The sequence below is a fragment of the Chryseobacterium sp. genome (genome assembly GCF_041914225.1).
Lineage (GTDB): Bacteria > Bacteroidota > Bacteroidia > Flavobacteriales > Weeksellaceae > Chryseobacterium.
Genome location: NZ_JAYSDT010000052.1, coordinates 1 through 23,977, shown reverse-complemented (window position 1 = coordinate 23,977; position 23,977 = coordinate 1). Strand labels below are relative to the sequence as shown.

General features: G+C 36.3%; 28 protein-coding genes. 19 read left to right on the top strand and 9 right to left on the bottom strand.

The features are described from left to right. Positions 1-221: 221 nt before the first annotated feature. The 3 genes from ACE3RB_RS17265 to ACE3RB_RS17255 form a co-directional block, all read right to left on the bottom strand. Positions 222-731 carry a nitroreductase gene (locus tag ACE3RB_RS17265; protein WP_374465358.1) on the bottom strand — a complete coding sequence of 170 codons (510 nt, stop codon included), beginning with the start codon at positions 729-731 and terminating at the stop codon, positions 222-224. Positions 732-863: 132 nt separating this feature from the next. Next, positions 864-1,313, bottom strand: coding sequence for a hypothetical protein (locus tag ACE3RB_RS17260; RefSeq protein WP_131435633.1), 450 nt, complete (start codon positions 1,311-1,313; stop codon positions 864-866). Between the two features lie 138 nt (positions 1,314-1,451). Then, positions 1,452-1,982 (bottom strand): SRPBCC family protein, encoded by a 531-nt coding sequence (locus ACE3RB_RS17255; RefSeq protein WP_002976958.1) that lies wholly within the window; start codon positions 1,980-1,982, stop codon positions 1,452-1,454. A 210-nt stretch (positions 1,983-2,192) separates the two neighbouring features. Between ACE3RB_RS17255 and ACE3RB_RS17250 the strand changes: the two genes are divergently transcribed. The 11 genes from ACE3RB_RS17250 (at position 2,193) to ACE3RB_RS17200 (ending at position 10,772) form a co-directional block, all read left to right on the top strand. Further along, positions 2,193-4,211, top strand: a complete 2,019-nt coding sequence (locus ACE3RB_RS17250) for a M3 family metallopeptidase (RefSeq protein ID WP_374465357.1) — start codon at positions 2,193-2,195, stop codon at positions 4,209-4,211. 16 nt (positions 4,212-4,227) lie between these two features. Continuing rightward, on the top strand, positions 4,228-4,641 hold the full coding sequence (locus tag ACE3RB_RS17245) for a hypothetical protein (protein WP_374465356.1): 414 nt from the start codon (positions 4,228-4,230) through the stop codon (positions 4,639-4,641). A gap of 118 nt (positions 4,642-4,759) precedes the next feature. Then, complete coding sequence (locus ACE3RB_RS17240; RefSeq protein WP_374465355.1) at positions 4,760-5,179, top strand: DUF1801 domain-containing protein; 420 nt, start codon at positions 4,760-4,762, stop codon at positions 5,177-5,179. A gap of 85 nt (positions 5,180-5,264) precedes the next feature. Beyond that, a complete protein-coding gene (locus ACE3RB_RS17235; protein ID WP_374465354.1) occupies positions 5,265-5,648 on the top strand; it encodes a tetratricopeptide repeat protein in 384 nt (127 codons plus the stop codon). 28 nt (positions 5,649-5,676) lie between these two features. Continuing rightward, positions 5,677-5,877 carry a YqaE/Pmp3 family membrane protein gene (locus ACE3RB_RS17230; protein ID WP_374465353.1) on the top strand — a complete coding sequence of 67 codons (201 nt, stop codon included), beginning with the start codon at positions 5,677-5,679 and terminating at the stop codon, positions 5,875-5,877. 156 nt (positions 5,878-6,033) lie between these two features. Next, positions 6,034-6,354: a helix-turn-helix transcriptional regulator gene (locus ACE3RB_RS17225; protein WP_142724925.1), complete on the top strand. Its 321-nt coding sequence runs from the start codon at positions 6,034-6,036 to the stop codon at positions 6,352-6,354. Between the two features lie 44 nt (positions 6,355-6,398). After that, complete coding sequence (locus tag ACE3RB_RS17220) at positions 6,399-6,902, top strand: SRPBCC domain-containing protein (protein WP_374465352.1); 504 nt, start codon at positions 6,399-6,401, stop codon at positions 6,900-6,902. Between the two features lie 2 nt (positions 6,903-6,904). After that, entirely contained in the window at positions 6,905-7,318 is a 414-nt protein-coding gene (locus tag ACE3RB_RS17215; RefSeq protein ID WP_374465351.1) for an SRPBCC family protein, read from the top strand. A 158-nt stretch (positions 7,319-7,476) separates the two neighbouring features. Continuing rightward, on the top strand, positions 7,477-8,208 hold the full coding sequence (locus tag ACE3RB_RS17210; RefSeq protein ID WP_374465350.1) for a class I SAM-dependent methyltransferase: 732 nt from the start codon (positions 7,477-7,479) through the stop codon (positions 8,206-8,208). 80 nt (positions 8,209-8,288) lie between these two features. Next, a complete protein-coding gene (locus tag ACE3RB_RS17205; RefSeq protein ID WP_374465349.1) occupies positions 8,289-9,569 on the top strand; it encodes a serine hydrolase domain-containing protein in 1,281 nt (426 codons plus the stop codon). A 102-nt stretch (positions 9,570-9,671) separates the two neighbouring features. Continuing rightward, entirely contained in the window at positions 9,672-10,772 is a 1,101-nt protein-coding gene (locus ACE3RB_RS17200; protein ID WP_374465348.1) for a serine hydrolase domain-containing protein, read from the top strand. Between the two features lie 7 nt (positions 10,773-10,779). Here the strand turns inward: ACE3RB_RS17200 and ACE3RB_RS17195 are convergent, their stop codons facing one another. Both ACE3RB_RS17195 and ACE3RB_RS17190 read right to left on the bottom strand, forming a co-directional pair. Further along, positions 10,780-12,183, bottom strand: a complete 1,404-nt coding sequence (locus ACE3RB_RS17195; protein WP_374465347.1) for an MFS transporter — start codon at positions 12,181-12,183, stop codon at positions 10,780-10,782. Positions 12,184-12,223: 40 nt separating this feature from the next. Beyond that, positions 12,224-12,787, bottom strand: a complete 564-nt coding sequence (locus tag ACE3RB_RS17190) for a TetR/AcrR family transcriptional regulator (protein WP_374465346.1) — start codon at positions 12,785-12,787, stop codon at positions 12,224-12,226. Between the two features lie 191 nt (positions 12,788-12,978). On the opposite strand from ACE3RB_RS17190, the gene ACE3RB_RS17185 reads away from it, so the two are divergent. Both ACE3RB_RS17185 and ACE3RB_RS17180 read left to right on the top strand, forming a co-directional pair. Then, positions 12,979-13,602, top strand: coding sequence for a hypothetical protein (locus ACE3RB_RS17185; RefSeq protein ID WP_374465345.1), 624 nt, complete (start codon positions 12,979-12,981; stop codon positions 13,600-13,602). A gap of 226 nt (positions 13,603-13,828) precedes the next feature. Beyond that, positions 13,829-16,201 carry a TonB-dependent receptor domain-containing protein gene (locus ACE3RB_RS17180; protein WP_374465344.1) on the top strand — a complete coding sequence of 791 codons (2,373 nt, stop codon included), beginning with the start codon at positions 13,829-13,831 and terminating at the stop codon, positions 16,199-16,201. Positions 16,202-16,290: 89 nt separating this feature from the next. On the opposite strand, the gene ACE3RB_RS17175 is transcribed toward ACE3RB_RS17180, so the two are convergent. Next, positions 16,291-16,647: a hypothetical protein gene (locus ACE3RB_RS17175; protein ID WP_374465343.1), complete on the bottom strand. Its 357-nt coding sequence runs from the start codon at positions 16,645-16,647 to the stop codon at positions 16,291-16,293. Next, on the bottom strand, positions 16,647-16,781 hold the full coding sequence (locus tag ACE3RB_RS17170; protein WP_374465342.1) for a hypothetical protein: 135 nt from the start codon (positions 16,779-16,781) through the stop codon (positions 16,647-16,649). The genes ACE3RB_RS17175 and ACE3RB_RS17170 overlap by 1 nt, the downstream gene beginning before the upstream one ends. Before the next feature lie 98 nt (positions 16,782-16,879). Here ACE3RB_RS17170 and ACE3RB_RS17165 point away from each other — a divergent pair, with 98 nt between their 5' ends. The 6 genes from ACE3RB_RS17165 (at position 16,880) to ACE3RB_RS17140 (ending at position 22,083) form a co-directional block, all read left to right on the top strand. Then, a complete protein-coding gene (locus tag ACE3RB_RS17165) occupies positions 16,880-17,500 on the top strand; it encodes a TetR/AcrR family transcriptional regulator (RefSeq protein WP_374465341.1) in 621 nt (206 codons plus the stop codon). After that, positions 17,478-17,972, top strand: a complete 495-nt coding sequence (locus tag ACE3RB_RS17160; RefSeq protein WP_374465340.1) for a GNAT family N-acetyltransferase — start codon at positions 17,478-17,480, stop codon at positions 17,970-17,972. The genes ACE3RB_RS17165 and ACE3RB_RS17160 overlap by 23 nt, the downstream gene beginning before the upstream one ends. Before the next feature lie 10 nt (positions 17,973-17,982). Continuing rightward, positions 17,983-18,801 carry an AraC family transcriptional regulator gene (locus tag ACE3RB_RS17155; RefSeq protein WP_374465339.1) on the top strand — a complete coding sequence of 273 codons (819 nt, stop codon included), beginning with the start codon at positions 17,983-17,985 and terminating at the stop codon, positions 18,799-18,801. A gap of 75 nt (positions 18,802-18,876) precedes the next feature. Continuing rightward, positions 18,877-19,467, top strand: coding sequence for an NAD(P)H-dependent oxidoreductase (locus ACE3RB_RS17150; protein ID WP_374465338.1), 591 nt, complete (start codon positions 18,877-18,879; stop codon positions 19,465-19,467). 479 nt (positions 19,468-19,946) lie between these two features. Further along, positions 19,947-21,143, top strand: a complete 1,197-nt coding sequence (gene tyrS, locus ACE3RB_RS17145) for a tyrosine--tRNA ligase (protein WP_374465337.1) — start codon at positions 19,947-19,949, stop codon at positions 21,141-21,143. A gap of 499 nt (positions 21,144-21,642) precedes the next feature. Further along, positions 21,643-22,083 carry a GNAT family N-acetyltransferase gene (locus ACE3RB_RS17140; RefSeq protein WP_374465336.1) on the top strand — a complete coding sequence of 147 codons (441 nt, stop codon included), beginning with the start codon at positions 21,643-21,645 and terminating at the stop codon, positions 22,081-22,083. A gap of 87 nt (positions 22,084-22,170) precedes the next feature. Here the strand turns inward: ACE3RB_RS17140 and ACE3RB_RS17135 are convergent, their stop codons facing one another. Both ACE3RB_RS17135 and panD read right to left on the bottom strand, forming a co-directional pair. After that, a complete protein-coding gene (locus ACE3RB_RS17135) occupies positions 22,171-23,199 on the bottom strand; it encodes a lysylphosphatidylglycerol synthase transmembrane domain-containing protein (RefSeq protein ID WP_374465335.1) in 1,029 nt (342 codons plus the stop codon). A gap of 3 nt (positions 23,200-23,202) precedes the next feature. Next, entirely contained in the window at positions 23,203-23,553 is a 351-nt protein-coding gene (gene panD / locus ACE3RB_RS17130; protein ID WP_002976902.1) for an aspartate 1-decarboxylase, read from the bottom strand. Between the last annotated feature and the right edge of the window lie 424 nt (positions 23,554-23,977).

Here is a 23,977-nt window from a genome sequence, read left to right as displayed (position 1 = left end):
TTTTTTACCGTGTCTTTGTAATCTGATTTTTACTGACATAATGTTTGAATTTTATGGGAACTCGTCCCAGTTAAATATTTAAGAGTGCAAAGATACACAAAAATTCTAATTGAACAATTAATAAGTATAACAATTTATCAATCTAACAGTGTAACAATATTTGATTTGTTTTTTTAACCATTGTTACATTGGTAAATTTTCAGATTGTTACATTAAAAATATTATACAGCTCCCATGTAAAACAATCCAAGACACTTCTGGTTTTCTTCAATGGTCAGAGCATCTTTCAGATAGTCTACAATTTTGGGAGAGCTCCAGTAGCATCCGATATTGTTGGCCGTACAGGTAAGATACATGTTCTGAACAGCCATTGAAGTAGCTACTATTTCTTCCCATTCAGGAACCATGCCGCTGAAATTGACAATAATGGAAACCACTACGTCAGCTTTATTGATTTTGAAACCGATGTCATTGTATTTTTTTTCCAGAAAAAGCTGTTCGGGTTGAGTGGCTTTGTAGATTGCCTGCATTTCTGCAGCTAGCTTAGCTTTTTCTTCGCCTTTGAATATTTTAAAACGCCATGGCTTGGTACGTTTATGGTTGGGAGCCAGGGTAGCAGCGTGCAAAATTTCCTCCAAAACTTCCTGAGGAATTTCCGCATCAGTATAATCTTTCGGGAAAATACTTCTCCTCTCCTCTATAATTTCTTTTAAAATGGTTGCTTTATTCATACCTGCAAATTTACAACATGGAATTCAATCTGCTGTATTTAAAACAAGTATTAATATTAAATGAAAATAAAAATTGAGGCCGGGCTTATCAGAATTATGACTATCTGCTTACAAAGCAAAAATCCATTCACATTACAGCACTTCTACAATCTTCTGATGGATTTTATTAAGGGTAAACTCATCACCTGGTTTCATCCCCATCATCTTTTTAGCCATCGGGCTTTCCGGAGAGATGGCGTAGAATCTATCGCCTTCAAAAAAGAACTCTCCCAATGACACGGAAATATAGAACCGGGCTTTGTTGGTAATCACCAACGAACCAAGCTGTACTCTTTGGGTAGCCGTATTCAGTACTTTTGCCATATTTCTTTTAAGATCATTCAAAGCACCCAGCTGTCGCTGCATCTGGTAGATCTCCTCCTGCATTTCTTCTCTCATACTGTCATATTTAGGAGTTTTTTTGATGTCACGGCTCGCTTCCAGGGTAAATTCGATAAAGTTTTTAAGCTTTTCTATTTTCTCTGCGATAGTCATTTTCACAAAGTCTCTGATGTCACTTTTTTCAAATACAATCTTCTCCATACAATCGATTCTTTATATAAAGATAATATTTTTAAAATAATTTTCAATGACATGGCATAAAATAACTCTTCTTTTCAATCGGATCAGTAAAAAGGATTTATAATAAAAAAGCCCTGTAGATTTTACAAGGCTTTCATTTTATTTTTCTGCAAGTTTTTTCAGATCTCCAAGTCCCTGGCTAAACATTTTGTCCATATTACCATTCATCAGCGGTTTCATGATCTTCATCATAGGAGTCAGCTCATTATCAATCATCCATGTTACTTTGGTGCCGTTTCCTTCAGGAACCATAACGAAATTAGCCTTCATATCTCCTTCAAAAGGTTTTATAAAGTGAAGTTTTGTAGCCATTTTCTGGTTGGGAACCAGCTCAGTAATTGCCTGTTCTCCTTCTCCTACATTTTTATCTCCTTTCCAATGATAGGAATCTCCTACTTTATCACCATTTCCTGAATAGGTAATAACAATGTTTTTATCAGCTTTGGAAAAAGGATCCCACTGGTTATATCCTTTTAATGTACCTACATAGGGCCATACTTTATCCTGCGGTGCATTGATAACAACAGATTTTTCATAGTGATAATCTTTACTGAAAGCCAACACGGCAATTACAGCATATATAAGAACCAGCACGATGATGATACCAATAATTTTTAAGAGTGTTTTCATAGTCTATATATTTAAGGTTTATATTATTATTGATGATTTTAAATCTGTTCCCAAAATTAAATATTCCCACATCACTCCTTCTTTCCATATGACAAGATTAATTAAAGATAAGGTATTTTTGTCATAACTTGCCAGTAAGGCATTATTTTTGAGCATTTCAGCTGTGATTCCCGGTGAATCATTACATTTACTTATAATAAAAATCGAAAAATGAATATTTTAACAGAAAAATTTAACACTCCATATCATTCGGCACCGTTCAGTGACATTAAAAATGAAGATTATCTTCCGGCGTTTAAAGAGCTGATTCAAAAATCTGAAGCAGAAATTGATGCTATTGTCAACAATCCTGAAGCACCTACTTTTGAAAATGTTATTGAAGCATTAGCGTATTCCGGGGAACAGCTGGATGTGGTTTCAAATATTTTTTTCAACTTAAATTCAGCGGAAACCAGTGACGAAATTCAACAGATCGCTCAGGAAGTTTCGCCGATCTTAACGGAATATTCTTCAAAAATATCTCAGAATGAAGCCCTTTTCAAAAAAATCAAAAAGGTATATGATGAAAAGGAAAAATATAATCTCAACGAAGAGCAGGAAATGCTTTTGAATGAAACCTACAAAGGTTTTGTAAGAAGCGGTGCTTTACTGAATGAAGAAGACAAAGAAAAATTAAAGAAAATCAGCATGGATCTTTCTTTAAAGTCTTTACAGTTCGGGCAGAATGTACTGGCTTCTACGAATGCTTATTTTAAACATATCACCCATAAAGAAGATCTTGCAGGAATTCCGGAGGCCATTATCGATCAATATGCTGAGGAAGCTAAGGAAAGAAATCTTGAAGGATGGGTGGTAACTTTACAGTACCCAAGTTATATCCCATTTATGACGTATGCTGAAAACCGTGAGCTGAGAAAGGAACTGGCACTTGCCAATGGTAAAAAATCCTTCGACGGCGGAGAATTTGACAATCAGAATCTGATTAAAGAACTTCTGAATTTAAAACAGCAGAAAGCTGAACTTTTAGGATATAAAAACTATGCTGATTTCGTTCTGGAAGAAAGGATGGCAAAATCCCCGGTAAAAGTTTTTGATTTTTTAAATGAGCTTTTAACCAAAGCAAAGCCGTATGCTGACAAAGAAATTGAAGAATTGAAATCTTTAGCCAAAGCCGACGGAATTGAGGATATGCAAAGTTACGACCACGCCTACTATGCTGAAAAACTTCGTAAGGCAAAATTTGATCTGAATGATGAGGAACTGAAACCTTATTTCCCGTTAAACCAGGTACAGGATGCTGTATTCGGGCTGGCAGGTAAATTATTCGGCCTGACTTTCGAAGAAAGAAACGACATTCCGAAATACCATGAAGATGTAAAAGTATATGAAGTAAAAGAGAACGGAACCTATAAATCCTTGTTATACGTTGATTATTTCCCGAGAAAAGGGAAAAGAGCCGGTGCATGGATGACCAGCTATAAAAATCAGTATAAGCAAAACGGGGAAAACTCACGTCCGCATATCTCAATTGTCTGCAACTTCAGTAAACCGACAAAAGATACTCCTAGCTTACTGACCTTCCAGGAAGTGACTACCTTATTTCATGAATTTGGCCACGCACTTCACGGGATGATGGCAGATACCCAATATCCTACCCTATCAGGAACTTCTGTAAAATGGGATTTTGTGGAACTTCCATCGCAGTTTCTTGAGAACTTCTGCTATGAGCCTGAGTTTCTGAAAACTTTTGCAAAACATTATAAAACAGGAGAAGTACTTCCTGACGAAAAAATTGAAAAAATCGAGCAGTCCAAAAACTTTATGGAAGGTTACCAAACTTTAAGACAGCTAGGTTTCGGACTTCTGGATATGAATTACCATACAAAAGTCGGAGAATTGGAAAATGAAAGTGTAAAAGAGTTTGAAGATAAATATACAAAAGCGACAAGTCTTTATCCTTCCAATTCAGAAACGGCTATGAGCCCAAGTTTTTCACACATTTTCCAGGGAGGATATTCTGCAGGATATTATTCCTATAAATGGGCGGAAGTTCTGGATGCCGATGCTTTCCAGTATTTCAAAGAAAACGGAATTTTTAATCCTGAAATTGCTGCGAAATATAAAGTCTTGCTTTCTTCAGGAGGAACCAAAGATCCAATGGAATTATATAAGGCCTTCAGAGGCAGCGAGCCAAAAGTAGAAAGTTTATTGAAAAGAGCATTCGGATAGAATATAAATTCAGATTATGACAGAAAAAATCAATAAGCTGGAAACCCTTTTTAATGATGCTTTGAAAACAGCTCTTACTGGTATTACTCCCGAAAAGATTGATGAGATTCTTGATAACAGAGATTCGGCAGCATTTTCTGAAGCATGGATGAAAGCCTATCACACCGTTGAAGAGAAGGTTGCTGATGAGGAGACTGAAGACAGAATCACTGATATCAGAAAGGAAATTTTCGTATCTGTCTTCAAAACTACAGGATCCTCTGACCTTCCTGCTTATATTTCTGATGATTTTGGCTTGATCTGCTCTTACGCTGTTCATCAGATTGAAAACAATTGGGTAACCAATTTGCTTTTCACTTATCTTCATCATCGGATCCCGCAGGGTGAGCTGATGAAAACAGAAAAAACAATGGAAGAACTGATTCAGTAAAATCAGAAATGATAAAGTACAAAAGAACAGCAATTGCTGTTCTTTTTTTGTTGATGATCATATATACCATACCTTAAAAATTGATAAATTAGTCATTTTTAGCAACGTTACATTCAATATGGACATTCAGGAACAAATCAAAGATTATATCAACAGCCATTCTGAAAAGAAATGCAATGATATGTGGGAACTTCACCGCATTATCCTAGGACTTATGCCGGAATGCCAGCTGTGGTTTCTTGATGGTAAAAACAGTGAAAATAAGACCGATTCCAATCCCAATATCGGCTACGGATCGTATACCATGCAATACGCTGGAGGAAAAACCAGAGACTTTTATCAGATTGGGTTGAGTGCCAATACTACCGGGATTTCAATATACATTATGAATATTGATGATAAAACCTATTTACTTGAAACTTATGGAGAGAAAATAGGTAAAGCCAGTGTGACAGGGTATTGCATTAAATTCAAAGCGTTGAAAGATATCAATACTGAAATACTGAAGACCGCAATATTGGATGGGATTAAAGGGTAATTATTTTATCCCTTAAAAAGGGCATCTATATTAATAAAGCTAAATTTGTACAGCATAATAAAACATCCATATTTAATTTTAAATAATGAACAGTATAACATTAAGACTAGAAAACGTAAAAAAACTTCAGGCTAAAAGATGGGAAAATGAAGATCATTGGGACACTTTAAACGATCTGCTGGTGAGAGAGTTGGAAGAAATTCTGCTTATTGAGCCCGAAAACACTTCTGCGTTGGTTAACATTGGTGCTGTTTATTCCGATATGGGAGAAAACGAAAAGGCTCTGGAATATTTAAAGATGGCTTTAAACCTAGGTTCTAAAGATAAAAACCTGTTTATCAACCTTTCCATTGTGCTTGTTTATATGGGAAAACATCAGGAAGAGTATCTTGAATACCTTGAAGAAGCCGAGGACAAAACTGAAGATCCTCTTACTTTTAAAGCCCATTTTGAGCCTCAATCGCGTTAAAAAATCAGTTCAATTAAAACTTAAAATCATGTTACTGGCTATCTTACTTCCCTTCTTATCTTTTATTGTCCGTGGAAAAATTTTTACAGGAATTATCTGCCTGATTTTACAGATCACTCTTATTGGCTGGCTTCCTGCTGCCATCTGGGCTGTGCTTTCTTTACAAAATGAAAGAGCAGATAAACGAAATGAAAAATTAATTAAAGCCATGAAACAAAATAAAAGATAAATTACAATCAATCAAAAACATTGATTATAAACCACTTACATAATCCATTTTATCCTTTCTAATTTCTTATTTGTAAATTTTTCAAAAAAAACTTGTGAAACCGAAAAGTTGCACATATATTTGCAACCATATGGTTTCATTTAAAAATCGTTGTTTATGAGAAGAGATATTTTTCAGGCTATAGCAGATCCCACACGCCGGGCTATTATTGCACTGATCGCAGTACAGGCGATGACACCGAATGCCATAGCAGAGCATTTTGATACTACAAGACAGGCTGTTTCAAAACACCTGAAAATCCTGACGGAGTGCGAACTGGTAACCCAAAATCACCAGGGAAGAGAAATTTATTACCTGTTAGAAATTGATAAAATGAAAGAAATAGATCATTGGCTGGAACAGTTCAGAAAGATCTGGGAAAGCCGCTTTGAACAGCTTGACACTTTACTGGCCACACTGAAAAGCCAGCAGAAATAAAATTGACAACATAAAACCAAAAACAAACTATAAAAAATACTATCATGAAACATCATCTTCAGTTCGATTTTCTTGCAGACAAAGAAAAGAACACCCTTACTATCAGACGTGAATTTATGGCCAACAGACAAATGGTCTGGGACTGTTATACAAAAAGTGAACTTCTTGACCGCTGGTTTGCTCCGAAACCTTTAACCACCAAAACAAAATCAATGGAATTCCGTGAAGGAGGACACTGGCATTATGTCATGGTGGAACCTAACGGAACAGAATACTGGGGTTGGGTAAGCTACCATAAGATCAATCCGATTGACTCCTATACTTCAAGCGATGCCTTCTGTAATGAAAAAGGAGAAATCAACACCAATCTTCCTCAGGCAGAATGGACAGTAACTTTCACGGATAAAAATGAAAATACCCTTGTAGAAACTGTGGTAAGCTATGAATCCTTAACTGATCTGGAAACCATTATCGAAATGGGCATGGAACAGGGAATGATCGCAACTCTGGAAAAACTTGATGAATTACTAGTAACATTAAATCAATAAAAATGAGCCACAAAATCACAGTTTCTGCCACCATCAATGCAGATGCACAAAAAGTATGGGATTACTACACCAATCCGGAGCATATCACCCGTTGGAATTTCGCAGATCCTTCATGGCAATGCCCTTCCGCTTCCAATGATATGAAAGTCGGAGGAAAATATGCAGCAAGAATGGAAGCGAAAGACGGAAGTTTCGGTTTCGATTTTGAAGCTGTTTATAATGAAATAAATGAGGGTAAAAACTTTACATATACTATGCCTGACGGAAGAGAGGTTCATGTTGACTTTAAAGAAAATAACGGGCAAACCCATCTGGATATAGCTTTCGATCCTGAAAATCAAAATCCGGAAGAAATGCAGAAAGGAGGCTGGCAGGCAATTCTTGATAATTTCAAAAAGTATACGGAAACGAACTAAAAAATTCCTGATCGGGAAACAATAATATAAAGCTGGATGCAGGGCATTCAGCTTTTGCTTTCCAGTCAGACCCTCTCAGAGTTCCGATATAATTGTTGTAAATTTACATAGCTCTTATTTTCGGTAAGAAATGTTGTAATGATAAATTCTCTGCTATTATGAAAGAAAATAAATACGACAACCCGTCATTTTTTGACCAGTATGAAAAGATGCTCCGCTCTCAAATTGGGCTGGAAGGGGCCGGAGAATGGCATACATTAAAAAATATGCTTCCTGATTTTCATGGAAAGAATGTGCTGGACCTTGGATGTGGTTTCGGATGGCATTGCCGTTATGCTATGGAAAACGGAGCAAAATCCGTGATTGGAATTGATCTTTCGGAAAGAATGTTATCCAAAGCAAGAGAAATCAACAATCTGGAAGGGATTCAATATGAAAGAAAAGCCCTTGAAGATGTTGGTTACCCTGCTGAAAAATTTGATATCATACTCAGCTCACTTACGTTGCATTATGTAGAATCATTTGATACTTTGGTCCATAATATTTACCAATGGCTTGCTCCCGGCGGGTCATTTGTTTTCTCAGTAGAACACCCTGTTTTTACTGCAGAAGGCGGCCAGGACTGGATATATGATAAAAACGGAGAAAAAATCAGCTGGCCCGTGGACCGCTATTTTCTGGAAGGAAAGAGAAACACTACTTTTCTGGGTGAAAATGTTATCAAATACCACCGCACTTTAACGTCATATTTAAATACTCTGTTAAAACATGGCTTCACCATCAAAGAAGTCACAGAACCTGAGCCTAGCCACGAGATGATAAAAGAAATTCCGGAAATGAAGGAAGAACTCCGCAAGCCTATGATGCTATTGATCTCCGTTGAAAAATAATTTTGAAAGGGTGTAAGGAAATAGCCTTAAAAAAATATCAGCGATTAAAATGTATATTTGCAAATCACAAATAACAGATTATGAAGCTTTTGACCTTTTTCTTCATTCTTATATTTTCAGTAAAACTTTCTGCGCAGCAATACAGCAAAGAGCTTGATCATTACTTTACAGCACTCACGGATCTGAAAAATTTTAACGGAAATGTAAAAATTGCCAAAAACAATAAAGTTCTTCTTGACAAGACCTATACTATTTCTAATGAAGACAAGGCTTTACTGGTCAATAAAAACAGTAAATTTATTATTGCTTCAGTTTCAAAAATATTTGTAAAATATGGAATACTGAAACTGGTTGAGCAAGGAAAACTTAAACCGTCAGATCATCTTAATCAATACATTCCTGATTTCCCAAACGGAGAAAAAATTTCTATTGAAAATCTGTTATTTCATCAGTCCGGTCTTCCAAGGGAAATTAAAGATTACGAAAAATATGATCACCTCAGCCTTGAAAAGACTATAGAACTGGCAAAGCAGGAGTCTTTACAGTTCGAACCCGGAACCCAGACCTTATATTCCAATGTGGGATATTTTATCTTGCATTATCTTATTGACCAATTGTCTGATAAAGGATACTGGCATTTTATCCAGGAAGAGATCATCAAAAAATACCAGCTGAAAAACACAGGTGAGTTTAATTCTTCCCGATCATTGTCTGATTTTGCTTATGGATTTTCAGCTGAAAACGGTAAAATTATTCCTGTTTCCCATAGCAGCATCAACCGGTTTGAAACCGGAAATTATTTTTCGACGATTGACGATTTATACAGCTTTAGTCAGCAGCTCATTTCCGGAAAGAATCTCAGAAAAGACCTCGTCGTTACCATGTTCGGAAAAGACAGCCAATTGATCCAGGCAGGAGGAAGACCGGGTTACAGAGCCTATTACTATCAGGATTTAAAATCAGGAATCACCTTTATTTTTACTTCAAATTTCACAGATATCCCTTTCCAGAAAGTGACTGAAGATATCATTAATCTTTTGAATGGCCAGCCTTATCGTATTCCTCAAAAAATCAACAGGAAAGCAATTGAAGTCTCTGATGAAGTTCTCAAACAGTACACCGGAAAGTTTGCGCTTGAGGCTGATCTGTCACAGGTTTTCACAGTTATTCTTGAAAATCATTTTCTGTATATCCTTGATAAAGACGGAGAGAAAACCAAAATTTATCCGGAATCCCCAACCTCTTTTTTTGATAATCCCGAATCTGAAGACGGCTATCAGTTTTTAATTGAGGAAAATAATCAATACCACTTAATGATTATTTCAACAGGTGTTAAATTAAATACCAGAAAAATACAATAATTAATATCCTTTTTAAATATCAAAGCATAAAATATAAATTACTATATTGCATAACATAGTAATACAAATATATTATATCTTTGCATAACAAAATACATCAATATGAATATTAAAAAATTAATACCCTGCCTTGCTCTGTTTTTACTTTTCAATACAACAGATGCCCAGATAAATGGATTTGAAAAGAAAATAGACAGCATTATCCAGACAGAATTCGGGAATCATGACGAACCCGGCGGCGTTTTCATGATCACTAAAAACGGCAAAAATATCTACAGGAAAGCATTTGGAAAAGCCAACCTGGAACTTAATGTCAATCTGACACCTGATTATGTTTTTCAGATTGGATCTATGACCAAACAATTCACAGCTATAGCTATTCTGATGCTTGAACAGCAAGGCAAACTTAATGTCAGCGATCCTGTCTCCAGATATATTAAAGATTATCCTGACGGAGATCATATTACGATTCATCATCTTCTTACCCATACTTCAGGAATAAAAGATTTTACCAAAATGAAGTCTCTCTCTTCCATTGCCCAAAAAGAGATGAAACCGGAAGAAATGGTGAATTTTTTTAAAAGCGAACCTGTGGATTTTGCACCGGGAGAAAAATTTGATTACAACAATTCCGGTTATGTGGTTCTGGGTTATATCATCGAATTGGTCTCAGGAACTTCTTATGAAGAATTTATTAAGAAAAATATCTTTGATAAAGCAGGAATGTCTCACTCTTATTATGCATCTGACAGGAAAGTTATCCCGCAAAGGGCATATGGCTATCACAAAAAAGAGCAGGGATTTGTGAATAAAACAGCCATCAGTTTCAGTGTTCCTTTTTCTTCAGGCTCACTGATGTCTACCGTGGATGATATGCTGAAATGGCAACAGACCCTGAATCAGAATATTTTGCTGAATTCTAAGGAAACTCAAAAAGCCTTTCAGAAATATAAACTGAATAATGGTGAGGAATTCACCTATGGATATGGATGGCATCTGAAGGATATCAGCGGAACTCCTGACCGTGAACATGGTGGAAGTATATTTGGATTTAAGAGTATGGGAGTTTACATTCCCGGTGAAGACATCTATGTGGTAGGATTCAGTAATTGTGATTGCCATTCTCCGACTGAAGTTACCAGGAATATTGCAAAGGCAGCTTTAAAAGAATTCAAAACCTCAGCAAAGAGGCCACAGAAATAAGCCAATGCTATTTTTTACGCATTTCCGGAAGAACATGATCGGGAACTTTAAACACAGAAGCAATAACCAGGATCAGACAGAAAATATTGATCAGTAAGGTCACCGAAAAAGCTCTTTGATAATGCTGCACTGCAGGTTTTTCTCCGAGAAAATAATAAAATATGCTTCCAATAGCAACAATTCCTATGATGGCAGCAATCTGCTGGAAGGTATTATATACTCCGGAGGCATTTCCTATCAGCTTTTCAGACATCCCGGACAAGGCAATATTGGCCAGCGAAGGAATAATGGAACCAACTCCCAACCCATGAAGAAATAATAACAGACAGAAAAGCGGAAAATCCGTCTCCGTTCTGAATAAGAACAGCTGAAAAATAAGAATAGCAATAATAAACATCAGTCCTGCAACCAGGGCTTTTTTTCCATATCGTAAAATCAGTCTTACAGAAATTACGGAAGCAAGTATAAAGCCCAGCCCCTGAAATACAATGATTTCACCGGCTTTTAAAGGATTTATTTTTAATCCGTCCTGAAAAAAAAGCGAAAGAATATAAAAATAGGAATCCAGCATGATAAAAAACAGGGAAACTGCCACAATTCCAAGATTGAATTTTTTATACCGGAACAATTCAAAATCAATCAGATAAGAACGTTCATTTCTGATTCTTTTCTTTTGATTTTTAATAAAAATCAATACAATAATTACTGAGGCCACCATCAATGAAGCATTTTTGAAATGAATCCCCTCATGTTCAGACATTGTTAATGCATAGGCAGCACAGAACAATCCGGCAGAAAGCATTACAACACCACTCATATTGAAGGATTGTTTCACTGGTGTTTTAGATTCGTTTAATACTTTCAGACTAAGAAAAATGGCTGGCAGGCATACCGGAATATTCATCAGAAAGATAAGCCGCCAGGGTTCTTCCATAATTGTTAATGAGGAAAAATACCCGCCCAGAAACTGTCCCAGAATAGTTCCTGCTCCGATTGTAATTCCATACCACCCCATTGCTTTTGTGCGTTCCTGATGATCAGAAAACAGTACCTGTATCATTGAAAGTACCTGTGGAGCCATCATGGCAGCGCTTACACCCTGGATAAACCTTGAAACAACCAGCTGGCCGGCCCCTACGGAAATTCCGCAAGCCACTGAACTCAGCATAAAAGCTGCTAATCCGATCATATAGACCTTCTTTCTGCCATACACATCACCCAATCTGCCGCCGGTGATCAAAAAAGAGGCAAATCCGATGAGATAAGCTGCAATCATAAACTGAATTTCCCCGTTGCCGGCATGCAAATCCCTTTGGATAGACGGAATAGATACGTTAATGATAAAAATATCCATAATTGTCAATAAATGACCTGACAATATTACCAATAATTTCAAATAGTTACGTTTCATTTTTATATAGATATATCTATTTTATTAAGATCAAAAAAATTTAAGGTAATAATCCCTCGACAATTTTTTTCACCTGATCAAAGGAATCATTTTGTCTCCTGATTGTGGAGGTAACAACAGCTCCTTCTATTAGCAAAAAAATATTCTCTGCTAACAGATCCGGGTCGGAAACCTGTCTTTGTATTCCGTATTCTTTTACAAGCGCTGTAATCAAATCCTTTTGCTTCTCCTTATGCTGTAAGGCAAAACCGGATACGGAAGGATTGCCCTCTCCTATTTCAGAGACAATTTTAATAAAATGACATCCGGCAAACTTTGAAGTCTGCTGCAGTTTTTTCCTGTAATCAATCAGGGTTAAAAGTTTTTCTTTGGGATCTGAGATTTTGGATGTACTGTTTTCAAATCCTTCAAACCATTCCGATTCCTGTTTGATCAGATAAGCCTGCAGAAGATCATTCTTAGACGAAAAGTGGTTGTAAAGTGAGCCTATAGCAATATCAGCCTCTGCAATAATCTGATTGATTCCTGTAGAATTAAAACCCTGCTTATAAAACAGATCTGAGGCAACCCTGATAATTCTGTCACGCACTTTTTCCTTTTTCATCGAGAAATTTTTTACAAATCTAAACAAAAAATAGATAAGTCTATCTATTTTTAAAACACAGATAAATTTTATTACACTTTCTAGACCAGTAAAATAACTGTACCATTCAGTGCATATTATTTTTTTTAATAAAGTTGAGGCATATTTTGTATCTTTAATAACCATTATAAAAGACTATTTGGTAAATAACTATGGCGGAAGAACTTTATTTCATCAAAACCAACCCAACTATTGCCAAAATTAATTTGTACAATAAGCTCAGCCGTGAAGAAGAGAATATTCTGAAACACCTTCCAGCTGATGCAGTACATACCCTTGAAAATATTAAAAACAAAGTAAAAGATTCTGTCGAAGAACTCACCCAGGAGGAGCTCTTACTTATTTTCCAGTGGTTTACCAAAGTATATTCTTCAGATCACGAAGAAGCCAAAACACAGCTTTTCATCAATGGTATTGATCTTTTTTATGAAATTCCTACAACCGTTCACGCCGAAAATTTCCTTAGGATCCTTTCTGACTACGAAAAACTCCTGAAGCAAGACATGAATTATATCGTGGATTCCGGCAATTTCAACCAGTTTCTGATCTATGGAATTTTTCTCACAGAAATTCTAAATAAAGAACAGCATCAGGATAATATACTCTGTGAGTATCTGAAACCGGATAATCAGTCTTTATACCTGCTTGCGGAGGACCAGTGCAATGTGAAGGAATTTGACGGTAAGGTCATTCCGGATCTCCAGCAGCATTTTACAGATTTATATGATCTGACCCGGTTTTACAAAGGTCCTATTATCAAACTGGAACAACAATAAAAAAGAGGCTTTTCAAACCTCTTTCAGCAATTCAGTCTTTTTATAAGAACATTATTTATTACTCAAACAGTGTTTGGCAGCTTCTGTCTCTCATCAGTAAAATCATGTCCTGAACGGATATTTTCCCAAAAAATAAAGCCTCAATATTTACCAGCATAAAAAAGATTCTTCACCATCCGATGTAATATCAAGGACAAAACAATTGTCTTGTATATAAACTAAAAATATGAATCGGAAGATTACCATTCTTTTAAGTCTTATTTCTTCGTCTTTTCTTTTTGCGCAAAGTGTTGAAGGGATTATTACAGACAAAGACAATAAACCGGCATTGGAAACCGAAGTCCTGATTACCAAAAATGATGTGAAGTTTTCAGCCATCACAGACGATAAAGGGATGTTTAAAATTCCATTGAAAGAAGACGGAGAATATTTATTTGAAATCATAAAAGACGGGGTAAAAACCAATAGTGAAAAAATTACGGTAAAGGGCACACACAGAAAAGATCTGCAAATCAAGGAAGCACCTGTCACTGAACAGAAAATAGAAGGAGTGACCGTTACTGCAAAGAAAAAATTATTCGAAAGAAAAGTAGACCGTCTGGTTTTTAATGTTGAAAACTCTGTTGCCTCTCAAGGAATTGATGCAATAGAAGCGCTCGCGAAAACACCGATGGTAAAAACCAGTGATGACGCTATAAGCATTGCCGGAAAAAGTAATGTGGCAGTGATGATCAATGACAGACTGCTGAATCTTAATGGCCAGGAACTGATCAACTACCTGAAAACATTACGTTCCGATGATATCCTTAAAATTGAAGTCATCACCACTCCACCTGCAAAATATGATGCCGAAGGAAAAAGCGGACTGATCAACATTATCCTGAAAAAGAACGCCAATCTGGGCTGGAACGGATCTGTTCAGACTTCAGGTAACTATTTCTGGGGCAGACCTACAGTATCAGCAAGAAGCGGGGCTACATTCAATTATCAGGGAGAAAAGTTATCTCTGAGCACCAACCTTTCCACAGGAGATAATTACTGGTACTACACCACCTATAATTATCTTTCCGCCAACAACAGTAATGACTATTGGAACCGGGATACCCAAAATCTCAATAACTACAGGTATAAAGGTGGTAATGCAAAGGCTGAATACAAGATCAATGATAAAAATCTTATCGGAATCAATTACAATTATTCACACAGTAATCCCCTGGAAAAAGGAGAAAGCCAGGCTATAAGGTCCAACAATGAAGGATTTCTGAATATTCTTTCCAACTTCAGGAACCGGAACAGCAGGGATGTTCACAACGCTACGGCATTTTATGAAACAAAGCTTGACAGTGCAGGAGGTAAGCTGAACATTACCGCCAACCTGATGCTTAATAATTCCAATGCCAGAAATTTTTCCAATACCATTACTACGGAAACAATTTCCACCATGGCTAATCCCATCAGCAAATACCGGATTTATTCCGGGCAGGCTGACCTTGAAAAAACATTCGCCAAAATCAAAACAGAATCCGGTATAAAGTATACTAAGATTAAAAATGATTCTGAATTTAATTTTTTCAATATCAATAACGGACAGTATGACCTGAACCCGGGCAGAACCAACACGTTCTTTTATAATGAAGAAAATTATGCGGTTTACTTTTCTAGCAACTTTAAAATCAGTGAAAAATGGGATGCAAAAGCCGGTCTCCGCTATGAATATACCAAATTAGAAGGGATTTCCATGAATGATGACACCTCAGCAAAGATCAATTACGGAAAGTTTTTCCCTACTGCTTATATCAGTTATAAGCCTAATGAAAATCATTCATTTTCTCTTAACTATTCACGAAGAATTTCACGTCCGTACTTCGGTAACCTGAATCCGTTCAAATACTACACTTCAGAGTACGAATACAGCACCGGTAATCCTTATCTTTTACCTACGTTTTCAGATAATTTTGAATTCGGATATGTTCTGAACAATAATCTCAATATCACTTTATATTACAATTACAATAAGGATAGCTGGGACAGAGTACAAATGGTAGATGGTGATTACAGATACACAGTCGCTAAAAATTTCTACAATGAAGATCAGGCAGGCATCAATATCAGCTATAACTACAACAAGCTGAAATGGCTGGAATCTACGGTATTTGTAAACGGATATTATACGAAATCAAAATCATATGATCCTTTGATACTGACTGCTCCTGCAGGATACAGTGCCAATCTTAATATCGATAACAGTTTCTTCCTCAATAAAGAAAAAACAGTCACTTTTATGCTGGGGCTTTGGGGCAGTCTTCCTAACAGGGTTGGAAATTCATATTATTACAACAGTTCTTCACTGTATACGGGTATGAAACTGGCATTTATGGAAAAAAAGCTGCTGGTTAATCTGTATCTTAACGATATTCTGAATACCAACCGTGAAAAAGGAATTGAGTATTATCCTGCTTATAATATCGATTTTCAGTACAAAGGAATTACCCGGAATGTTCACCTTTCTCTTACCTATAAGTTTGGAAACAATAATGTGAAAGGAGCAACCAAGCAGGTGAAATTTGAAGAATCAAACCGGGCAGGTGGCAGTAATTAAATTTTCACCCTCATCCATTATTACAAATCAGGATAAAAACTATAGCATTGCCGGCAGCTTCCTTACGATATGAAGATGCCGGCTTTATTTTACTCTGTTTCCAAAGGCTTGACCTTCATAAAATAATACACCATTCCACCAGCGCTATAAGCCAGTGCATCAAACAAATCACCTGTAAAATTTCCGGATAACCTTGGACAAAGTATTTCAAACAAAAATGAGAGATAAAGTACCGAAGTCAGTACAAATTTCAGGTCAGGTTTCCAATGATAACCTAAAACATTATTCATCAGATATTCTATCAGATAACAATACATGGGAACAGTAATACAATCTGTAAAATAGTTATTGATAACAGGAATGTAAATTCCGGCCTGCCTCAGAAGAATAATCAGGCCCCACGCTGCAAGTCCCAGTAAAAACCAATATGAAATTCTTTTTTCCATTACATATGAAGTACTGCCATGATAATTCCAAGGATGATCTGCAGGATTTTTGATATCATTTCCTGCGGATCCGTTTTCTTTTCTGTTTCGATCCTTTCCGCTGATTCGTAATCGAATTTCTTTTTTCCTTCCATTATGACGAGATTTATAATGCAAATATACCGAATTAGAACAAATGTTCTAATTTTGAAAATATGATTTATTTCAACCTGTATATTCTTATCTTTGAACTATGAAGACCAAGGATAAGATTCTGTCTAAAGCACTGGAGTTATTTAATGACAAGGGGTATAATAATATTACTACCAGGCATATCGCGGCTGAGCTCAATATCAGTGCAGGAAATCTGCATTATCATTTCAGGCATTCGGAAGACATTATTAAAATTCTTTTCTCAGAGCTAACTTTGAAAATGGATGAGCTTCTGAACCATATGAAAGAAAAGGAACATAAAACCCTGGAAGACCTTTATCAGTTTACCTTTTCCACTTGTGAAATTTTTTATTCCTACCGCTTTATATTCATCAATTTTATAGATATCCTGAATCAGATTCCTGAAATAGAATCCAGGTATGAGGGCATCAATTTCAGCAGAAAAGAAGAGTTTCAACTGATTTTTTCAGATCTCCAGAAGAGCAGTATTTTTCAGAAAGATGTTCCCCGTTTTATTGTAGATTGCCTTACTGAACAAATTTTTATCATTGCAGATAACTGGCTTACCCATAACAGGCTTATCCTGAAGCTCAGTCCCAAAGAAGCTATACAGCATTACACACTTCTTCAGATGAATCTTTTTTATCCTCTTCTCAATAAAGAACAGCAAAAGCTTTATGAACAGCAATATATCAGATAGCCACAGTATTATCGTCCGAAAAGGCAATGAAGAAGATCTACCGGAAATGTTGCAGCTTTTTGCAGCCACAATAGATGCCGTGTGCGGAAAAGATTATACACCTCAACAGCTCGAAGCATGGAAATCCGGAGCTGAAAATGAGCAAAGATGGATGAAAGTGATCAGAGATCAGTATGTTGTAATTGCTCTTACAGAAAATAAGATCGCCGGTTTCTGTACTCTTGATCAGGGAAATTATATCGATCTTCTTTTTGTTCACAAAGATGAGCAGCAGAAAGGCATTGCATCAATTCTTTATCAGGAGATTGAAAAAGAAGCATTCAGGCAGCATGAAAAACAACTGACAGCGGATGTAAGCAAAACTGCCAGACCTTTTTTTGAGAAAATTGGTTTTCAAGTAGTTCAGGAACAAGAGGTCAATGTTAAAGGAGTAAATCTGACCAATTATAAAATGATAAAAAGTCTCTTTTAAGTTCTGAGAAATGGGATTACAACCGGAATATAATGAGTTCAGAATTTCAGTTCCAAAGGAATTTGAAAATATATTCACGCACTTTTATTTTGCTGAAAACACAACTGAAAGACCGGTCACCAAAACACTTTTGCCAACCTACCAAACGATTCTATTATTCTGTTTCGGGGAAAGTGCCACCATGTCTACCCTGGAAAAGACAAACATACGTGTTGATAAATGTATGGTGTTCGGTCCTGTGAGGCAAGCCTTTGATTATACACTTCCTGCCGGCTGCTCCATTCTGGTTGCCAATTTCAAAGACGATGCATTCTACAGGTTTTTCGGAAAAGTATCTATTGAACAGTCCGTAAGACATCCTGACGAATTGCTGGAAGAAAACTGTTTTACAGAACTGTGGCATCAGCTGACAGAATTACATTCCACCACAGCACAGGTGGATTATATCCTTGAATTCTGCAAGCCTTATCTTCAATATCCGGACGTTACCGGAAAGCTGTTAAGCAGTTTTGGGAATGATCTTTTAAATCCGATAAAAGTAATTGCAGAACAGACCCGGCAAACGGAGAGAAACATCCAGCGAAAACAGAAGGAACAGTTTGGATATTCCTTAAAAGAAATCAACCGGTACAACCGTTTTTTAAAAGCAATCAAAATCATTGAACAGGAAACCGGAAAACAGAATAAGGTCCAATGGTTTACCATCATTGATGAATGCGGTTATTATGATCAGAGCCAGCTCATCCATGATTTCAGACATTTTATCAACATTTCACCTGCACAGTATCTGAAATTCCAGCAGGATATCTGTAATCCAAAGTCAGGATAGGCCGTTTCGTTTTCTTACAATTTTTGAAAAGCCCACCCCTCTACCTTTGTCTCATTAATCTAAATCATCAAAACAATGAGACATTTAATCATTTACGCGCACCCCAATGAAAACAGTTTAAATCACCATCTTTTAAACACAGTAGTTGAAACCCTCCAATCCCATCATCATGAGATCATCGTGAGAGACCTTTATAAAATAGGTTTTGATCCTGTACTTTCTCTGGCTGATATGCAGGGACAACGTATGGGAAAAGTATCGGATGATGTAAAAACTGAACAGGATCATATTTCGTGGGCAGAACAGATTACTTTCATTTATCCCATCTGGTGGACAGGGCTTCCCGCTATGATGAAAGGCTATATAGACCGTATTTTCAGTTATGGTTTTGCCTACCGCTATGATCAGGGCGTACAGAAAGGACTTCTGAAAGGTAAATCAACAATGATTATCAATACCCATGGGAAGTCGTATGAAGAATATGAAAGATCAGGAATGGATAAAGCACTTACGCTGACTTCTGATCATGGTATTTTCATCTATTCCGGACTGGAAATCATCAGACATTTATTCTTTGACAAGGCAGACAGGGCAAGTTCTGAAGACCTTGAAATCTGGAAAGAGCAGATTAAAAATTTATATTCAAAACAATTGTTTCATTATTAAAATTCTTCTCATGAAAACAGATAACGAAAAACATAGCATAAACCCTGCTTTATTGACTTCATACAAACTGATAAAGAAAATAATAAAATACAGTTTTTACATTCTGATCTTCTATTTTGCGTTAAAGGGATTTATGGCATGAAATTAGCTTCAGAAACCGCAAGTAAAATTGTTTTGAACCATTATTTTAAGCCATTAAGATTGATGGATGGTTAAGTTTTTCTTTAAAACAAATCTTGTTATAACCCTGCAATGCGTCTTAATGGTTTAAATATTGGCTCCACAGGAAATTCCTGTATATTTGCATCACAATGAAACATCTGAACAGTATATTACGTCTTCCGTTCTTCAGTGAATATTACACTCCGGACTATCGTTCGGGAAGACTTTCTATATCTGTAATCCAATAAAATAATCTAACGTATATATAGAGCCCGGACAGTACCTGTCCGGGCTTTTTCATTTTAAAACTATTCAACATGATTCATTCATTACAAGAAAATGTGGCCATCATCCTGCCGGAAAACGGCCTCGAAGAAAAGCTTAATCAGGCAAAAAAAGAAAACAGAAAACTTTCTGTCAAGCTGGGATTTGATCCTACCGCTCCGGACCTTCATCTGGGTCATGCGGTTGTATTGAAAAAACTGAGGCTGTTTCAGGATCTGGGGCATCAGATTATTATAGTCGTTGGAAGCTTTACGGCAAGAATTGGCGATCCTACAGGAAAAAATAAAGCAAGAAAACCTTTAAGCGCTGACGATGTGCGGCATAATGCACAGACTTATATCAGTCAGCTTTCCAAGGTTATTGATGTAAAAAAGACAAAAATTGTTTTCAATTCCGACTGGCTGGATATACTTGATTTTTCAGATGTGATCCAGCTGCTTTCAAAGGTTACCGTAGCTCAGCTGATGCACCGTAATGATTTTAATAAAAGGTTTACTGAAAATACTCCTATTGCCATACATGAACTGGTGTACCCTATTCTTCAGGGCTACGATTCCGTAAAAATTGAGTGTAACATTGAAATGGGCGGCACGGACCAGCTTTTTAACTGTACAATGGGAAGACAGCTTCAGGAAGTCCATCAGATGCCTGCTCAGATTGTGATGTGTATGCCATTGCTGAGAGGGCTTGACGGAAAAGAAAAAATGAGCAAGTCCCTGAACAATATTATCGGGCTTACAGATGAAGCCAACGAAATGTTTGGAAAAACCATGTCTATTCCGGATGCTTTGATTGAAGAATTTATCAGCCTGACCACCGATTTTTCCCCACAAGAAAAAGCAGACCTACTGTTCAGGATGACAGAGGGTGAAAATCCTATGAATATCAAAAAGATCATTGCAAAAAACATCATTACACAATATCATAATAAAACGGCAGCAGACCAGGCGGAACAGTTCTTTATCAACCAGTTTCAGAATAAAAATTTTGAAGAGAAAGAGTATGAACCCATCCCTATCAGCTCTTTGAGTATTGAAAACAAAATTTCTATTGTGGAACTTTGTCATCAGCTTAAAAATGATCTCAGCAAATCTGCTATGCGGAGATTAATTGAAAATGGAGGAGTTCAGATCAATAACAGTAAAATAACAGACTCTAATAACGAATTGGTGCTGATACCCGGAACAAAAATAAAAATCGGAAAAAGGGGCTTTTTTGAACTGATATAAAGATGGAAAATAGAAGCTGGGAGAGGGAAGTTTTTTGTCAGACGTGAATGAAATATCTGAAGTTTTTTGATTGAAATGTTTTTTAAAACAAAAGTTAAAATTAAAAAACACAGAATTTCACTACAACACAACAGTAACTTCCAGCTCCCAATCTTTGGCCTTACATTACTATTCCCTCCTTCAACTTATTTCAATATCTTGCATTAAACCGGAACAACAATAAAATCGGAAAAAGGGGCTTTTTTGAGCTGATATAAAGATGGAAGATAGAAGCTGGGAGAGGGAAGTTTTTTGTCAGACGTGAATGAAACATCTGAAGTTTTTTTGATTGATTTTTTTTTAAACAAAAGTTAAATTAAAAAATGCAGGAGCTCACTACAGCACAACAGTAACTTCCGGCTTCCTTCTCCCAGCTCCCAACCCTTGGCCTTACATTACTATTCCCTCCTTCAACTTATTTCAATATCTTGCATTAAAATAGAAACACTAATCTTTGACTATGAGTCCAGACCTGCGTTACAAAAAAGCCGATGAAACTGATATTGATTTTCTTCTCAATCTCAGAATGAAAACCATGAATCCTCATTATGAAGCTTCCGGGCTTTCTACGGACAGGGAAACAACCCTTCAAAGAGTTCTTCATGAGTTTGATAAAGCCTGTATTATTCTTTTAGACCATCAACCCATCGGACTGTTAAAAGTGGACAGAACCTTTACCAATATTGAGGTTCTTCAGCTACAGATTGATCCCGGCCAGCAGGGTAAAGGACTTGGAAAAAAGATTCTGTCGGATATTCTGGAGGAAGCTTCACTAGCTGGGAAAACAGTATCATTAAGTGTATTAAAAACCAATAAAGCTCAGCATCTCTATACAAGCCTGGGATTTAAAATCGTAGGAGAAGACGAGCATTCTTATTTTATGGAAACTGAAAGGCAGTAAATTGAATTATTTAGATTTTGATCAAAATGAATATAAAAAAGTCCAATTAAAAAATTGGACCTTGTATAATGTAAAAACTATGTTGAACTAATTTTTAAAGCTTTTATCTGCAACAGCAGCATTTCTTGCTTTTGCCAGCATAGGAATTGAAATCAAACCCATTACCAGCATAATGACAATCTGCAGCGGTAAAGAAATAAAGGAATAAGTAAGCCCCATTTCCCCTCCGAAGTCAGCGCTTTTACCCACTGAAATAAAAAGTGCCATAAAACCGTATTTCATTGCAAGATTATAAGCACCAATTCCCCCGCTTGCAGGGATAATCATTCCCAATGTTCCCACTACAATGATAAAGAAGCCGTCCGCAAAGGTAAATCCGGAGGTTTCAGGAAGGGCAAAACAGACAAGATAAGCCGCCAGATAGTAGCAAATCCAGATTCCCAATGTATAAAGGATGAATTTTCCCTTTTCTTTTAACTTAAAAATAGAAGTTAATCCCTGAAAAATCCCATCAATAAAGCTGACAACTTTTCCTAAAAACGGAATTCCTGAAAGTTTCTTTTTAAATACAAAAAACAAGACTGTTCCTATAATCAGAATTGACAAAACCAGTATTATTTTGTTAGGATTCATTGTTATTCCTGAATTTTTATAGAATGACAGGATTGCATCATATTTAAACAATAAAGTCAGACCTAAAAATCCCAACATACAGACCAGATCTACCACCCTTTCCAGAATAATAGTTCCGAAAGATTTATCTACAGGTACTTTTTCCACACCATATAAAGCTGTAGCTCTTGCTACTTCTCCGCTTCTCGGGATGGTAAGATTCATCAGATAACCGAATGATATGGACCAAAGCGCATTGGAATTAGAAATACGGTGTCCCATAGGCTCCAGCATAAGGTTCCAGCGAATAGCTCTGAACCAGTAAGCAAGAAGTCCAAATACAGAAGCAAACAGTACCCATAGGTAATTGGCTTTGGCCAGTGATTTCTGAATGACTTTAAAATCGAGCCCCTTTAAGGCGAGCCATAAAAAAAAGCCTGCAAAAGCAAGCGATATTACTATTGTAAGTATTGATTTTACCGGACTTTTTGATGTTTTCTCCATGTATTACGTAAGAAGGTTTGTTTTTTCATCCGGGAAAACAATTTTCGGCTGGAAGTCTTTAGCTTCTTCCGGGGTCATCTGCGCATAAGCAATGATAATGATGATATCATCTTTCTGTACTTTTCTCGCAGCAGGCCCGTTCAGACATACTTCCCCAGATTTTCTTTTCCCTTTGATAACGTAAGTATCAAAACGTTCTCCGTTGTTTACATTCACGATATAGACCCTTTCTCCCACTACCAGACCGGCAGCTTCTATAAGATCTTCATCTATCGTTATACTCCCTATATAATTAAGGTCAGAGGCAGTTACTCTCACCCTGTGAATCTTAGACTTAAAAACTTCTATTAACATGTTGCAAATTTATTAATAAAAATTAATAAAACATGTCTTTACTATCATTTAAAAACTCCCACAAACACAGGGGTTTAATTTTACAAAATATAAGAAATATGAAAATTGCTTGTAAATTTAATAATCATATGGTCAAAAAAATTAATTGTTTACACACAATTTAGGATTTAATAAATAGAGGAAATAATATTAACTTTTTGCTAAAGTCAATAAACATAAGCATTTGGCATGATTTTAGTAACCCGTAACGTAGATTTTCTGTGAAAAGTGGAATTATCATATTTTAACTGATTTTACTTAAACGTAAAAAATTTTCACAAGTTTTAATAAAAAAATTGCACAATTAGAAAATAGTACTATATTTGCTATAATTACGAACTAACTTTAATATTAAAAATTATGAACAAGTCTGAATTAATCGACG

Excerpts from the sequence above, each read along its gene's own strand:
- ACE3RB_RS17265 (WP_374465358.1), bottom strand. The coding sequence starts at position 731 with ATGAATAAAGCAACCATTTTAAAAGAAATTATAGAGGAGAGGAGAAGT.
- ACE3RB_RS17260 (WP_131435633.1), bottom strand. The coding sequence starts at position 1,313 with ATGGAGAAGATTGTATTTGAAAAAAGTGACATCAGAGACTTTGTGAAA.
- ACE3RB_RS17255 (WP_002976958.1), bottom strand. The coding sequence starts at position 1,982 with ATGAAAACACTCTTAAAAATTATTGGTATCATCATCGTGCTGGTTCTT.
- ACE3RB_RS17250 (WP_374465357.1), top strand. The coding sequence starts at position 2,193 with ATGAATATTTTAACAGAAAAATTTAACACTCCATATCATTCGGCACCG.
- ACE3RB_RS17245 (WP_374465356.1), top strand. The coding sequence starts at position 4,228 with ATGACAGAAAAAATCAATAAGCTGGAAACCCTTTTTAATGATGCTTTG.
- ACE3RB_RS17240 (WP_374465355.1), top strand. The coding sequence starts at position 4,760 with ATGGACATTCAGGAACAAATCAAAGATTATATCAACAGCCATTCTGAA.
- ACE3RB_RS17235 (WP_374465354.1), top strand. The coding sequence starts at position 5,265 with ATGAACAGTATAACATTAAGACTAGAAAACGTAAAAAAACTTCAGGCT.
- ACE3RB_RS17230 (WP_374465353.1), top strand. The coding sequence starts at position 5,677 with ATGTTACTGGCTATCTTACTTCCCTTCTTATCTTTTATTGTCCGTGGA.
- ACE3RB_RS17225 (WP_142724925.1), top strand. The coding sequence starts at position 6,034 with ATGAGAAGAGATATTTTTCAGGCTATAGCAGATCCCACACGCCGGGCT.
- ACE3RB_RS17220 (WP_374465352.1), top strand. The coding sequence starts at position 6,399 with ATGAAACATCATCTTCAGTTCGATTTTCTTGCAGACAAAGAAAAGAAC.
- ACE3RB_RS17215 (WP_374465351.1), top strand. The coding sequence starts at position 6,905 with ATGAGCCACAAAATCACAGTTTCTGCCACCATCAATGCAGATGCACAA.
- ACE3RB_RS17210 (WP_374465350.1), top strand. The coding sequence starts at position 7,477 with ATGAAAGAAAATAAATACGACAACCCGTCATTTTTTGACCAGTATGAA.
- ACE3RB_RS17205 (WP_374465349.1), top strand. The coding sequence starts at position 8,289 with ATGAAGCTTTTGACCTTTTTCTTCATTCTTATATTTTCAGTAAAACTT.
- ACE3RB_RS17200 (WP_374465348.1), top strand. The coding sequence starts at position 9,672 with ATGAATATTAAAAAATTAATACCCTGCCTTGCTCTGTTTTTACTTTTC.
- ACE3RB_RS17195 (WP_374465347.1), bottom strand. The coding sequence starts at position 12,183 with ATGAAACGTAACTATTTGAAATTATTGGTAATATTGTCAGGTCATTTA.
- ACE3RB_RS17190 (WP_374465346.1), bottom strand. The coding sequence starts at position 12,787 with ATGAAAAAGGAAAAAGTGCGTGACAGAATTATCAGGGTTGCCTCAGAT.
- ACE3RB_RS17185 (WP_374465345.1), top strand. The coding sequence starts at position 12,979 with ATGGCGGAAGAACTTTATTTCATCAAAACCAACCCAACTATTGCCAAA.
- ACE3RB_RS17180 (WP_374465344.1), top strand. The coding sequence starts at position 13,829 with ATGAATCGGAAGATTACCATTCTTTTAAGTCTTATTTCTTCGTCTTTT.
- ACE3RB_RS17175 (WP_374465343.1), bottom strand. The coding sequence starts at position 16,647 with ATGGAAAAAAGAATTTCATATTGGTTTTTACTGGGACTTGCAGCGTGG.
- ACE3RB_RS17170 (WP_374465342.1), bottom strand. The coding sequence starts at position 16,781 with ATGGAAGGAAAAAAGAAATTCGATTACGAATCAGCGGAAAGGATCGAA.
- ACE3RB_RS17165 (WP_374465341.1), top strand. The coding sequence starts at position 16,880 with ATGAAGACCAAGGATAAGATTCTGTCTAAAGCACTGGAGTTATTTAAT.
- ACE3RB_RS17160 (WP_374465340.1), top strand. The coding sequence starts at position 17,478 with ATGAACAGCAATATATCAGATAGCCACAGTATTATCGTCCGAAAAGGC.
- ACE3RB_RS17155 (WP_374465339.1), top strand. The coding sequence starts at position 17,983 with ATGGGATTACAACCGGAATATAATGAGTTCAGAATTTCAGTTCCAAAG.
- ACE3RB_RS17150 (WP_374465338.1), top strand. The coding sequence starts at position 18,877 with ATGAGACATTTAATCATTTACGCGCACCCCAATGAAAACAGTTTAAAT.
- tyrS (WP_374465337.1), top strand. The coding sequence starts at position 19,947 with ATGATTCATTCATTACAAGAAAATGTGGCCATCATCCTGCCGGAAAAC.
- ACE3RB_RS17140 (WP_374465336.1), top strand. The coding sequence starts at position 21,643 with ATGAGTCCAGACCTGCGTTACAAAAAAGCCGATGAAACTGATATTGAT.
- ACE3RB_RS17135 (WP_374465335.1), bottom strand. The coding sequence starts at position 23,199 with ATGGAGAAAACATCAAAAAGTCCGGTAAAATCAATACTTACAATAGTA.
- panD (WP_002976902.1), bottom strand. The coding sequence starts at position 23,553 with ATGTTAATAGAAGTTTTTAAGTCTAAGATTCACAGGGTGAGAGTAACT.